The following is a 14,178-nucleotide window of genomic DNA, read 5'->3' as shown; positions in this document are numbered from 1 at the left end:
AGGGAAAGAAATCCCGCTTTGTGACCAATACTCCTCGACCACTGTCGTCGATGAGATGGACGTCACATGAGAAGACCCAGAGCAGGCCTCGTCCTCGCTCTCACGGGCCTGGTCGTCGCCGGTGCGCCGGCCGTCGCGCAGGCCGACGATCACCCCGCCTCTCCGCCCGCGTCCTCGCCCTCCGGCCGCTCGTACACGGTGACCCTGCTGACCGGGGACGTCGTGCAGCTGCGCACCCGGCCGGGCGGGCCGCCGCTCGTGTCGGTGAATCCAGGACCCGGACGGCGTTCGGTGCTCTTCCGCAAGAACATCCGGCCCAACGGGACCGTACAGGTCGTTCCGCTCGACGTCGCGCCGAGGATCGGCACGGTGTACGACCCGGCCTTGTTCGACGTCACCGCGCTGATCAAGGACGGTGACGACGACGCGCACCGTTCGTACCTGCCGCTGATCGTGCAGAACGGCTCCGGCATGCGCGCCCTGGCCGCGGGCCGGACGCTGTCGAGCATCGGCGCGGTGGCGGTACGGCAGCCGAAGAAGCAGGCACTCGCCCCGAAGGCCACGATCCAGGCCGGCGTGCGCCACATCTGGCTCGACCGCACGGTCCGCGTCAAGGCGCTGGACCACAACCTCGACCAGATCGGCGCCCCCGCCGCCTGGAAGGCGGGCGCCACCGGGAAGGGCGTCAAGGTCGCCGTCCTCGACACCGGCGTCGACGCGAACCACCCCGACCTGAAGGGACGGATCGCGGAGCAGAAGAACTTCACCGACACCGCGGACACGGTCGATCACTTCGGACACGGCACCCATGTGGCGGCGACGATCGCGGGCACCGGCGCCGCGGCGAACGGTGAGCGCCGCGGCGTGGCGCCCGAGGCCGACCTGCTGATCGGCAAGGTTCTGGACGACGACGGCTTCGGCGAAGAGTCCGACATCATCGCCGGCATGGAGTGGGCTGCGGCCAGGGCCCCGATCGTCAGCATGAGCCTCGGCGGTTACTCCGACGATCCGGCGAACGACCCGATGACCAAGGCCGTCGACGACCTGACCGCCAAGGAGGGCGCCCTGTTCGTCGTGGCCGCCGGCAACGACGGGGCCCCGGACAGCGTCGAGACGCCCGGCATCGCCGGATCGGCGCTCACCGTCGGCGCCGTCGACGGCCAGGACCAGGTCGCCGCCTTCTCCAGCCGCGGCGGCAAGGTCCTGAAGCCGGAGATCGCGGCGCCCGGCGTCGGGATCGTCGCCGCCCGCGCCGCGGGCACGTCCATGGGCCACGTCATCGACGCGAACTACACCTCCGCCGACGGCACCTCGATGGCCACACCGCATGTCGCCGGGGCCGCCGCCGCGCTGCTGCAGGAGCACCCGTCCTGGGACGCCGCCCGGCTCAAGGCCGCGCTCGTCAGCACCGCGGACGCCGCGAGCGGCACCGTCTACCAGGTCGGCGGCGGGCGTCTCGACGTCGGCGCGGCGGCCACCGCGACGGTCACCGGCGACCAGGCGACCGCGGCGTTCGGATCGGTCCCGCACGGGTCGACCACGGCTCTCACGAAGCATCTCACCTGGACGAACACCGGAAAGAGCGCGGTGACACTGCGCCTGTCCGCGACGCTCGCCGACGCCCACGGGCGGGCCTCCACGGCCCTCTCCGTGCCCGCCACGGTGAGCGTGCCGGCCGGTGGGTCGGCCGGCGCCACGCTGACGCTCGACCCGGAGCGGCTCACGACGGCCGGTGCCTACAGCGGCATCGTGACCGCGACGGCGGACGGCGTCTCGCTGCGCACGCCGGTCGGCGCGTTCGCCGAGCCGGAGACCCACACCCTGACGCTGAAGGCGACGGCGCTCCCGGACACCCCGGACGGCGCTCTGTCCGGTTGGTTCGGCGTCTCCGACCTGGACGATTACACGTTGTTCACGGAGACCGTCGAGCTGGACGAGAACGGAACCGCGAAGGTCACCGTGCCCTCCGGACGGTACGTGGTCATCGGCGAGATCGACGACACGACCGCGGGCGGGGAACGCGCGGCCCTCGCCGGGGACGTCGAGGTCGCCGTGGACCGCGACGTAACGCTGCCGCTCGACGGCTCTCACGCGAAGCCGTTCCGTGTGTCGGCACCGGGCATGACACCCGACCCCGGCTCGGCGCAGGGCCTCCAGGTCGAACGCACCCTCGGCGAGGACACCTGGACCGCCGCGGTGTTCAGCTTCGACGGCCGGCCGACCGTCTACACCGTCCCGATCGCCGCCGCGCGGAGCGGCAACCTCCGGGCGTACGCGTTCACCCGGCTGACCGACGGCGGTAAGACCGTCGACGACGTGCTGCACGATCTCGGCTCCAGCGTGCCGGCGACGGTGGACTTCCAGGTCGACCCGAAGAGTCTCGCCCGGGTCGACCAGCGGTTCGGCACGATCAACGGGAACGCCAAGGACCCGATCGGTGAGACACGGTACGGCGTCGACGCCGCCGGGTTCCTGGTGTCCGAGGGCATCGGCCAGGTGCCGGGCGGGTCGACGCGCACCGACTACGTGAGCGCCGAGCCCGGCATTCAGTGGATCGAGGAGGCCGCCCCGCCGAACCTGGGCCAGGGGCTGTGGGTCACCCAGCTTCCGATGCGGACGTTCGCGGCGGGCAGTACCCGGACCGATGAGTGGGTGCGCCAGCCGTTCCGGCCGGGCCCCTACTCCGCGACGGCCGCCTCGCCGAGCGGATGCGTGCCGGGCGCGAGCACCCGAAGCCGCGGGAACATCCACGTCGAGCTGGTGGACCTGCAGGATCTCCCCGACGGCTTCGACTGCCTGACCGACATGCCCGAGTGGGACTCCGTCAGCACGCGCACGATGAAGCTCTACGCGGGCGGCACTCTCGAAGGCACCGTCGGCAGGTCGTACGGCGACTTCAGCGTGCCGGCCACCGCCGGGACGTACCGCCTCGTCTATGACGTCGACGCCTCCGCGGCCCTGCCGGTCTCCACCAAGACCTCGACCGAGTGGACGTTCCACTCCAGGCCGGTCGAGGAGCGGCTCCCGCTGCTGTTGGTGGACTACCGGCTGCCGCTGGACCTGTTCAACCACCCGGACGGCGACACCGCGACGTTCACCGTGTCCCGCGTCGCCGGGGCGGCCCCGGCGAAGGCCACCGGCCTGAAACTGTGGACCTCCCTCGACGACGGCAAGACCTGGCAGGCGGCCCACGTGACCGGAACGGGCGGAAAGTACTCCGCCGCACTCCCCCACGCCGGCAAGGGCCAAGCCGTCTCACTGCGGGTACGAGCCACCGACTCCGGCGGCGGCGCCATCGACCAGACCATCCTCCGCGCCTACTTCGGCGCCTGAGACCGAGAGGTGGGACGTCCCCGGCCGGAGGCGTCCCACCGCGGTCATCATTTCCGGCCGACGCCTGCGTCCCGGAGAAAGATTACCGATGATGCCGACTTAACGGTGAAATGCCCTCATTTGGCCAGAATGGCGATCTTTGCCAAATCAAGCGGCATCTCCGGCGACTTCTCATGAAACCGCCTTCCCACCGAGGAGTGGAAGTCCATGAGAAGTCGCACGACCGGCGTGCTGTTCGCGCTCGCCGGATCAACGCTCATCGGAGCCCCGGCCATGGCGGACGCCGCCGGCGCTCCCACGGCGGCGCCGGCCGCCACCGCGGCCGCGAAGCTGCCGTCCGGTCATACGTGGCGAGTGACCCTGCTGACGGGGGACGTCGTACGGGTCGCCACCACGGCGGGCCGGCCGCCGCTGGTGTCGGTCGAGCCGGGCCCGAACCGCCGATCAATGATCTTCCGCAAGGACGTCCGGCCCGACGGGACCGTCCGGGTGGTCCCGAGCGACGTCGCACCGAAGGTCGGCACGCTGTACGACCCTGCCCTCTTCGACGTCACCGCGCTGATCCAGGACGGTGACGACGACGCGCACCGTTCCGACCTGCCGCTGATCATCCAGGGCGACGCGAGCGTCAGGAGCCTCGTCAAGGGCGGCCACGCCCTCACCAGCATCGGTGCCACCGCCGTACGGAGGCCGAAGACGCAGGGCGCCGAGCTGACGCGTGACGCGGTGAGCGCCGGCGTGCGCCACGTCTGGCTCGACCGCAGGGTGCACGCCCGGTCCCTGGACCACAACCTCACCCAGATCGGCGCCCCCGCGGCCTGGAACGCGGGCGCGACGGGCAAGGGAGTGAAGGTCGCCGTCCTCGACACCGGCGTCGACGCCACGCACCCGGACCTGAAGGGCCGGATCGCCGAACAGCGGAACTTCAGCCCGAGCTCCGACACCGTCGACCGGAACGGGCACGGCACCCACGTGGCGGCGACGATCGCGGGTACGGGAGCATCCGCGAACGGCGAGCGCAAGGGTGTCGCCCCGGATGCCGACCTGCTCATCGGCAAGGTCCTGGACGATGACGGCTACGGCGACGAGTCCAGCGTCATCGCCGGCATGGAGTGGGCCGCCCCGCACGCCCGGGTCGTCAACCTGAGCCTCGGCTCCTGGTCGGCCGACCCGGCCGGGGACCCGGTGACGCTGGCCGTCGACCGGTTGACCCAGGAGGACGACACGCTGTTCGTCGTGGCCGCCGGCAACGACGGCCCGGGGGCGGACACCATCGAGGCTCCGGGTGCCGCCGCGTCGGCGCTCACCGTCGGCGCGGTCGACGGCGACGACCACGTGGCGGACTTCTCCAGCCGCGGCGGCACGCTCATGAAGCCCGAGGTCACCGCGCCCGGCGTCGACATCGTCGCCGCCCGCGCCGCGGGCACGTCCATGGGCCACATCATCGACGCGAACTACACCTCCGCCAGCGGCACCTCCATGGCGACGCCGCACGTCACGGGCGCCGCCGCGGACCTGCTGCAACGCCACCCCGGCTGGAGCGCCGCCCAGGTCAAGGCGGCGCTCGTCACCACCGCCGACGCCGTGCCGGGCACCCTCGAGCAGGTCGGCGGCGGGCGGCTGAACGCCGGCGCCGCGGCCACCGCCACCGTCGTCGGTGACCAGGCGAACACGGCGTTCGGGTCGATCCCCCACGGCTCGACCACGACGGTCACCAAGCGCCTGAGCTGGACGAACACCAGGTCCGAGGCGGTCACGCTCAAGCTGGCCGCGCGGCTCACCGGCCCCGGGCGACACGGTTCGTCCGCCCTGCGCGTGCCGGCCACCGTGACCGTCCCGGCGGGCGGGTCTGCCGAGGTCACCGCGTCGCTCGACCCCGGGCGGCTCACCAGGGGCGGCCGCTATGAGGGTGCCGTCACGGCGAGCGCCGAAGGCGTCTCCCTGCGGACCCCGGTCAGCGTGTACGCCGAGCCGGAGACGCACACGCTGACCCTGAAGGCCACGCCGCTGCCCGGTGCCTCGGCGTTGTCCGCGAGCGCCGTGGTGTTCGACCTGGACGACCCCACGCGGTTCGACCAGACCGTCTCCACCGACGCCGAGGGGAACGCGCAGGTCGAGGTCCCGGCCGGGCGCTACGCGGTGTTCGGCGAGGTGTACGGGATCACCGACGGCTGGAGCGCGGCGTTCGCGGGCACCCCCGAGGTGAAGGTGGACCGGGACGTCACCGTGCCGCTCGACGGCGCGCACGCCCGGCCGATGCGCGCCACGGTGCCCGGCACCGAACTCGACCAGTCGGCCGTCACCAGCCTGCACCTGGAACGCGGCCTCCCGAGCGGCGTCTGGGGGATGGACCTGCTGGCCTTCGACGGCGGGCCGCAGATCTACACGACGGCCACCACCGGCGCGCGGCTGGGCACCTTCGACGCGTACGCCGCCTTCCGGCTCAGGGGCGAGCGCACGGTCTATGACCTGCTGCACCACCTCGGCGACCGGGTCCCGGCGGAGGTGGACTACCGGCCGAAGCGCAGTGAGCTGGCCACGGTGAACGAGCGGTACAACGCCGTGAACGGTGACACCGGCTCGCCGTCGCTGGAGACCCGCTACGGGGTCAGCCCCACCGGTTTCCTGGTGAACGAGGCGCACGGTGACGTGCCGGCGGGCTCCACTCGCGTCGACCACGTCACCGGGGAGCCCGGCATCCGCTGGGTGGACGACGTGGCGCCCTCGCTCAGCGAGTGGCCCGCCTGGGCGATCGTGCCGCCGACGCGGCGGTACCCCGCCGGGACGACGCGGACCAGCGACTGGATGCGTCAGCCGTTCCGGCCGGGGCCGTACTCGGCGACCGGGGATACGCCCAGCTACTGCGTGCCGGGCGCGAGCACCCGCAGCCGCGGGAACATCCACGTCGAGCTGGTGGACCTGCAGGACCTCCCCGACGGCTTCGACTGCCTGACCGACATGCCCGATCCGGACGCGCTCACCACGCACACGATGAAGCTCTACGCCGGCGACACGCCGGTGGGCACCGTCGCGAACTCGCACGGCGACTTCAGCGTGCCGGCCACCGCCGGGACGTACCGCCTCGTCTATGACGTCGACGCCTCGAAGTCTCTTCCGGTCTCGACGCGCACCTCGACGACGTGGACGTTCCACAGCGATCCGGTCGAGGAGCGGCTCCCGCTGCTGTTGGTGGACTACCGGCTGCCGCTGGACCTGTTCAACCACCCGAACGGCGACACCGCGACGTTCACCGTGTCCCGCGTCGCCGGGGCGGCCCCGGCGAAGGCCACCGGCCTGAAACTGTGGACCTCCCTCGACGACGGCGCCACCTGGCAGGCGGCCCACGTGACCGGAACGGGCGGAAAGTACTCCGCCGCACTCCCCCACGCGGCCAAGGGCCAAGCCGTCTCACTGCGCGTACGAGCCACCGACTCCGGCGGCGGCGCCATCGACCAGACCATCCTCCGCGCCTACTTCGGCGCCTGACCTCGATCGCGGACCGCCCCCGGCGTGCGGGGGCGGTCCGCCTCGCCTCAGGATCTGGTGGCCAGCGACCGTAGGAAGAAGCCGAGGTTGGCGGGGCGCTCGGCCAGGCGGCGCATCAGGTAGCCGTACCACTCCTCGCCGTACGGAACGTAGACGCGGACCTGGGCGCCCTGGCGCGCGAGCCGCAGCTGTTCGTTCGGACGGATGCCGTACAGCATCTGGTATTCGAAGCTGCCGGGCTCGCGGCCGTGCAGGCCGGCCAGCGAGCCGCCGATCTCGATCAGGCGCGGGTCGTGCGTGGCGAGCATCGGGTACCCGCGCCCGCCCATCAGCACCTTCATGCAGCGCACGTACGACTTGTCGATCTCGTCGCGGGAGGTGAAGGCGACCGAGGCGGGCGCGCGGTAGGCGCCCTTGCACAGCCGCACCCGCGAACCCTCGTCGGCGAGGGCCACGCAGTACTCCTCGGCGCGGCGCAGGTAGGCCTGGATGACCGCCCCGGTGGTGGGGTACTCCTCGCGCAGCTCGTTCAGCACGCGCAGCGTGGAGTCCACCGTCGTGTGGTCCTCCATGTCGAGGGTGACCGTCGTGCCGGCGTCGCGGGCGGCGGCGCAGATCCGCCGGGCGTTCTCCAGCGCGATCTTCTCTCCGTCGTCGAGGAGCTGGCCGAGCGCGGTGAGCTTGACCGAGACCTCGGCGCGCGTGCCGGTGCCGTTCGCGGCGAGCCGGGTGAGCAGTTCTTCGTACCGGCCGGTGATCGTCTCGGCCTGGGCGGTCTCCACCGTTTCCTCGCCGAGATGGTCGAAGGTGATGAGCAGCCCGTCGGAGATGAGCCGTTCGGTGACGGTGAGGGCGTCGGTCACGGACTCACCCGCGACAAACCTTTTCACGACGTTTCTGGTGTACGGCGCGGTCTCGACGAGCCGGCGTACGCCGCCGCTGTGCGAGGCGGCCAAGAGGACCCGGCGGAGCAACCTTCCCCCTCTCGGACGGGGACCTCGTCGTCCCGATCGACCTCAGGTTAAGGCACCTCCCGCCCGATGCGGCGGCACCGTCCGGCGCCCTCGGATGAAAGTCGGCAACGTGTCGCCGGCCGGGGGACCCGAGCCGCTCGACATCACAACAAATAGGGCAGCAAGCCAGAAAGCAGGTACTCGATCATGTATTTTTCCTCGCCTGCGTAATCGAACAATCACATGCCACATTCCGATTGCAGGGGAAACGGATGACTTCGTGGGCCGAGCGGCTCCAGACGGCGACCGACAGGTGGCGGCAGGGCGACCTGGAGGGCGCCACCGTACTGCTGCGGGAGATGGTCGTCTCCGGCGACCGCACGATCGTCCCCGAGGCGTCTCACGCGCTCGGCCGGCTCCTGGAGGAGCGCGGTGATCCCGGCGGCGCCCAGGCGGCACACCGTTCCGTGATCGCGACAGGGCACCCCGTGTTCGCACAGCGCTCCGCGATCTGTCTCGGCCTGATGCTGACCGGCGACGAGCAGTGGGCGCTCGCCCATCGCCCGTTGCTGACAGCCGCCTCCGGCGCCGACTCCGAGATCGCCGCGATGGCCGACGTCTCCCTGGTGCGGGTGCTGCGCAGGCTGGGCGACCTCGACGCGTCCGCGGAGGCGCTGGAACGCGCCAGGCGCAGCGGGGTAACGGCGGCGGCCGAACTCACGGAGGATCTCGAGACCGCGCGGTGGCCGGACGACGGCGGCGAGCGCGAGCGCCAGGCCTGGCAGGCGTACGAGGCGATCGCTCACCTCTTGGACGACGATGAGGGCGAGGCCGATCACGAGGTCGTCCTGGCCGGGCTGAACATGATGCTCTCGCACGGCATACCGGAACTGTGCTCCCAGGCGGCCTTCCGGCTGTACTCGATCTACGCGGAGCGAGGCGAGTTCGACGAGTGCCGCCGCGTCATGGAACACGCGATCGCGGTCGGTGACCCGGCCGAACGCGGCATGGCCGAGAAGCTGCTCGGAGCGGCCCTCTTCGACCTGGGAGAACACCTCGAGGCACGAGAGGCGTATCGGCGCGCCGCCGATGACCACCGTCCGGAGGTACGGCTCGACGCGCTGATCCAGGAGTCGAAGTTCGCCCGGGAACTCGGCGACGAGGAGGAGTCCCGCGCCATCCTGTGGCGGGTGGTCGAGTCGGGCCACCCGCGTTTCGCCCTGGAAGCGCGGGCCTGCCTGGGCCAGGTGTACTCCGAGGCGGGTGAGGTGGACGACGCCGTCGCCTGCTGGCGGGTGGTGCTCGAAACCGGCTCTGAGTTCCACCAGGGAGCCGTGCACTTCCTCGGGATGCTGCTGCACGGGCTGCCGGCCGCCGACCCGCGGCGCGCGGAGATCGTCGCGCTGCTTCGCCAGGCCGCCGGGTTCGACGACCCTGACGTGGCCTTTCAGGCGCAGATGACGCTCACTCAGGCCGACATGGCCGCGCGTGGCCCGGACGAACGACGGGAGCAGGCGGTCGACGACTGCGACGCCGCGCTCGAGCGACTGCGCGAGGGCGATCCGGTTCGGGCTCGGACGCTGCTCCGCAAGGTGATCGATGCCGAGATCGAGGGGGTGTCCGCGGGGGCCGCCCGCACCCTGGCTCTGCTCGAACTCGGGGAGGGCGACCCCGAGCAGGCCGAGGAACTGCTCGAGCACGTCGCCGACAGCGGCGCGTTCACGGACGGCTTCGCCGCCGCCGTGGACCGGCATCTGATCGTCTCGGGTGAGGGCGGAGCGCCGCACCCGGTGCTCTCCGCGTGGGTCGACTACCAACGGCTCGGCCGCGATGCCGGCATCGCGCGCCTTCAGGAGTGCGCCGAGCATCCCGACCTCGCCGTGGCCGCGCTGGCCAAGAGCACGCTGGCGCAGGCGTACGTGTATCTCGGGGTGCCACGTTCGCGTGGCGTCGAACTGCTGAACGAGGCCGCCGCGGCCGGTGATCCGCTGGCGCTGTCGCACGCTGCGACGCTCTCCTGGATCATCCGCCCCGACGATGAGGTCGACGAGGTGATCGAACTCCTGCGCCGCGCCCACGCACACGGGGATCCGGCGCTCGCGCCGTGGGTGGCCCACGCGCTCGGGTCGGCGCTCCAGGGGCGCGGCCAGGAGGGCGACGCCGATGAGGCGCTCGCCGCCTACGAAGCCGTCTCCGGCTCCGGACATCCGGACCTGGGCATCGAGGCCGAGACCAAGATGATCGAGATCCTGGAGGAGCGAGAGGATCTGGCGGGCGCGGCGACGGTGCACGAACGGATCGTGGCCCGTGGTGATCGGCTGCAGGCGCCGCGCAGTGCCTGGCTGCTCGGTCTGACCCGGGTGCGCCTGGACGACTTCGACGCCGCCCGCGCCGCGTACGCATCGATCCCGGAGGACCATCCGGAGCTCGCCGAGCACGGCCGTTTCGCGCGCCGGCTGCTCGATCGGGACTTCGAGGGTGCCGCGGCCGCCCTGGCCGCCGTGCGGGAGCACCCCGACGACCCCGACGACGTCCGCGTGATCGTGGCCACCTGGCTCGCCGTGGAGGCCGCGCACGCATGGCAGCGGGCGGGCGATACGGCGGCCACCGATGCCGCGCTGTCTCTGGCGGTCACGGGAGGCCACCGCGCCAAGGCCCAGGAGGCCGCGCTGTTCCTCGGCGCGCTGCGCGATGACGCGGGCGACCACGCGGGGGCGGCCGCGGCATGGGCCCGCGCCGCGGACGGCGACGACGAGCACCTGACCAAGGTCGGCGCCGAGGCGCTCGGCGAGGCGCTGCACCGGCTCGGCGACCTGGATGGCGCCGCTGCGGCCTACCGGCAGGCGCTCGAGGCCACGGAACCCGACGACGACGAGCACGGCCGGCTCCTGGACACCGTGATCCACCTGCTCGTCGCCGCGGGCCGGGCGGCCGAGGCCCGGGCGCTTCAGATCGACAAGACCGGCGACGGCTCCCACGTGGGTCTGCTGATCGGCAAGGCCCTCGAGGCGAACGGCGATCTCGACGCCGCCGCCGCGTACTACCGGGAGTCGATCGAGGACGAGGACGGCGGCGAGCTCGAGGCCGCCTATTCGCGCGTCATGCTGGCCCGGCTGCTCGCCGGCCGGGGGGAGGTGACCCAGGCCGCCGCGTTGGCCGAGCGGGCCATCACGTCCTTCGGACGGCTCGCCGAGGCGGGCGTGGAGCACGCCGAGGGGAGCCTCGCCGCCGCCGCGTACGAGCTCGGCGGCTACCTGAGCGAGGCCGGCGATGCCGAGGGCGCGCGCGAGGCGTACGAGCGGGCCGCCGCCGCGGAGGATCCGCTGGTGCGGGTGTCCGCCAAGGAGCGCCTCGGCTCGGCGAGCCTCCGCGAACGCGCGCTGCTGCGGCTGCACGAGGGCGACCGGACGGCCGCGCTGGACCTCTTCACTCGAGAGTACGGCTCACCCGTCATCGCCGAGGTGCACATCGCGCTGTTCGACGGACGGTTCGAGGCCCTGCGGCCACTGCTCGAACAGGTCGCCGGCACCGAACACGCCGAGCGCGCCGCGAACTTCGTCCTCACCGCCGCCTTGGAGAAGCTGCGGAAGGACCCCGACGAGGCCGCCGGCCTGTGCGCGGTGGTGCTGGAATTCGGCACGCCCGAGCAGGTGGCCGTCGTCTGCGACAACCTCGCCCACGCGTACGACCTGGCCGGTGACGTCGACGCCGCGGTCGACGTGTTGAGACGGGGCGCGGCCGTCGACCATCCGTCCGCGCTCTCCTGCCTCCGCCGGCTGATCGGCCTGCTGGCGCTTCAGGGAGATCACACCGCCGCCGAAGAGGCCGCGCGGCGCGCGATCGACAGCGGCGACCCCGAGACGGTCACCATCGGCGTCTGGACGCTGGCGGATCTCGCCAAGGCCCGCGGCGACCTCGCGGAGGCCGCGGCGCGCTATCGCACGGCGATCGAGGGCGCCGACCCGGCGACCGTTCCTTACATCCAGGTCGAACTCGGCCGGGTTCTGCGGGAGCTCGGCAAGTCCGGTGCCGCATATCGGGTGATGGAGTCGGTACTGACCGGCGACGATCCCGGCCGGGCGCTGCTCGCGGGCACTCACATGGGCTTCTGGCTGGCCGAGGACGGGCGGCTCGCGGACGCCGCCGAGGCCTTCGGCGCCGCCGTGGCCGCCGGCGTCCGCCACCCGGACCCGGACGAGGATGATCAGGAGTGCCATCAGCGGGCGCTGAACGCCCTGGCGTCGGTCGCCGGCGAGGCCGACGGGGCCGGCGACGCCGCCGCGGCCGTACGCGCGCTCCACCTGGCGGCCGCGGGCGGAGCGTCCAATGACGCGGCGCGGATCGCCGAGGACTATGCGACGGCCGCCGTGGAACGCGGCGACCTGGACGCCGCACGCACGTACTACGAGGGCGCGGCGGCCTTCCCGCCGGACGGCGATCCGCGCCTGCTGGTGAAGCTCGCGGAGCTCCTCGCCGAACACGGCGCCGCCGCCGAGGCCCGCGCGCTGCTCGAACGACTCGTGGCGTCCGACGATCCGTACGTGCGACTGGCCGCCGGCGTCACGCTGGTGTCCATGCTCGAGGAGGCGGGTGAGCACGACCGGGCGCTCGAGGTCGCCGCGCGATCCGCGGGACCGGACGTCTCACGGGAGGCCGCGGGAGCCCCCGCCGGCACCGAGCTCGATCCGAATGCGCAGGCCCTGCTCGGCAGCCTGCTCGGCGTCATGCAGAGAGAGCGGGGCGACAGCGAGGGATCACTGCGCACGCTGCGCGCCGCAGCGGAAAGCGGCGAACCCGCCGCCCTGCTCACCCTCGGGGAGACTCTGGTGGAGGCCGGCCGGGTCGAGGAGGCCCGCGCGGTCCTGACCGATGCCTGCGAGACCGAGGGCGAGTTCGGCCGCCGCGCCGTGGTCGGTCTCGGCAGGACGTTCCACGATGAGGAGCCGGATCGGGCACGGGAGCTCTACCTGCGTGCGATCCGGACCGCCGCCGGATCGGACTCCGTCGCCACGGTGCTCGCCAAGATGTACCTCGGGTCGCTGGCGAAACGGGACCGGGACTGGCCCGAGGCGCTGCGCTGGTATCAGCAGGTGATCGACTCCGGCGGCCGGACCGGGGACACGAGCCAGGCGCCGATGGCGGCCGCACATCTGGGTGAGCTCGCGTACTGGCTGGGCGACCGTGACTCCGCGGTGCGCTTCTACGAGCTCACCCTGGCCACCGGCACGAAGGAGGCCGAACTCGTGGGCGAGGCCTCGTACCGGCTGGGCGAGATCCGGCACGGCGACGGCCACACCGAACCGGCCCGGAGGCACCTGCGACAGGCGATCGGATCCGGGCACGCGGGCTTCGCCGATCAGGCACGCGCATTGCTCGACAAGCTCGGCGAGGAGGCCTGAGAGACCGCCGGGAGCCCTCACCCGCCGTGCGGCAGGGCGAGGGTCACCGGCGACGACGCTGCCAGGGCGTCCCCTGGGCGCCTCCCGGTAGGGCGCGGGCCTGCGGGCGGCCTCTCAGGAGGGCGAGACCTCGCCCTCGGAGTCGACCCGCCAGGCACCGGCCGGGCGGGCGGCCGCCAGGTGCAGCCGCGTGAAGGCGAGGGACTCGGCCAGATCGTCGATCCGCCGGTCACGGCCGGTCGCGCGGCGCGTGTTGATCTCGACGACCACCTGCCCGGTGTAGCGCTGGGCGGCGAGGCGTTCGAGCATCTCGGCGGCCGGCTGGTTACCGCGGCCGGGCACGAGGTGCTCGTCGCGGTTGACGACGCCGATGCCGTCCGCGAGGTGGAGGTGGGCGAGCCGGTCGCCGAGCGCCTCGGCCATCGCCAGCGGGTCCGAGCCGGACACGGCCGTGTGCGACAGGTCGATGGTGACGTTGGGGTACGGCTGGTCGATCGGGTTCCAGTGCGGGGCGTACATGCCGACCTCGGTCGTCCGCGCGCGTACGGGGAACATGTTCTCCACCGAGAAGACGACGTCGGTCTCCTCCTGCATGCGCGCGAGACCCTGCTCGAACTCCCGGGCGTACTCCCGCTGCCAGCGGAACGGCGGATGCACCACGACCACGCGCGCGCCGAGCTTCTCGGCGGCGTCCTTGGAGCGCATCAGCTTGCCCCATGGCTCACGGCCCCAGACTCGCTGGGTGAGCAGCAGGCAGGGCGCGTGCACGGACAGGATGGGGATCTGGTGGTAGTCCGACAACCTGCGGAGAACATCGATGTCCTGGCTCGCCGGGTCGGTGGTCACCATGACTTCGAGCCCGTCGTATCCGAGCTGTGCAGCGATCTCGAACGCGGCGGGCGTCTTCTCCGGGTAGACGGACGCCGTCGACAGCACGATCGGCGCGTCGGGGACCTGGAGGACTTCATCCACAATCGGCAAGCCTATGCGTTCCTCGGCCCAGAACG

General features: G+C 72.3%; 5 protein-coding genes. 3 read left to right on the top strand and 2 right to left on the bottom strand.

The genetic code is table 11. From position 1 onward, the window contains the following. Positions 1-66 precede the first annotated feature (66 nt). Together ABEA10_RS37315 and ABEA10_RS37310 are read left to right on the top strand one after the other, a co-directional pair. The gene (locus ABEA10_RS37315; protein ID WP_345472150.1) at positions 67-3,333 is read left to right on the top strand and encodes a S8 family peptidase; all 3,267 of its coding nucleotides are present in this window, start codon (positions 67-69) and stop codon (positions 3,331-3,333) included. Between the two features lie 207 nt (positions 3,334-3,540). Continuing rightward, entirely contained in the window at positions 3,541-6,819 is a 3,279-nt protein-coding gene (locus tag ABEA10_RS37310; protein WP_345472148.1) for a S8 family peptidase, read from the top strand. A 47-nt stretch (positions 6,820-6,866) separates the two neighbouring features. Here ABEA10_RS37310 and ABEA10_RS37305 read toward each other — a convergent pair whose 3' ends face one another. Continuing rightward, positions 6,867-7,793 carry a proline dehydrogenase family protein gene (locus ABEA10_RS37305; protein WP_345472146.1) on the bottom strand — a complete coding sequence of 309 codons (927 nt, stop codon included), beginning with the start codon at positions 7,791-7,793 and terminating at the stop codon, positions 6,867-6,869. 251 nt (positions 7,794-8,044) lie between these two features. Here ABEA10_RS37305 and ABEA10_RS37300 point away from each other — a divergent pair, with 251 nt between their 5' ends. After that, complete coding sequence (locus tag ABEA10_RS37300; protein WP_345472144.1) at positions 8,045-13,171, top strand: tetratricopeptide repeat protein; 5,127 nt, start codon at positions 8,045-8,047, stop codon at positions 13,169-13,171. 114 nt (positions 13,172-13,285) lie between these two features. On the opposite strand, the gene ABEA10_RS37295 is transcribed toward ABEA10_RS37300, so the two are convergent. Next, the gene (locus tag ABEA10_RS37295; RefSeq protein ID WP_329245489.1) at positions 13,286-14,143 is read right to left on the bottom strand and encodes a sugar phosphate isomerase/epimerase family protein; all 858 of its coding nucleotides are present in this window, start codon (positions 14,141-14,143) and stop codon (positions 13,286-13,288) included. Between the last annotated feature and the right edge of the window lie 35 nt (positions 14,144-14,178).

This window comes from Actinoallomurus oryzae (assembly GCF_039541955.1).
GTDB lineage: Bacteria > Actinomycetota > Actinomycetes > Streptosporangiales > Streptosporangiaceae > Actinoallomurus > Actinoallomurus oryzae.
This window is presented reverse-complemented; position numbering and strand designations above follow the sequence as displayed.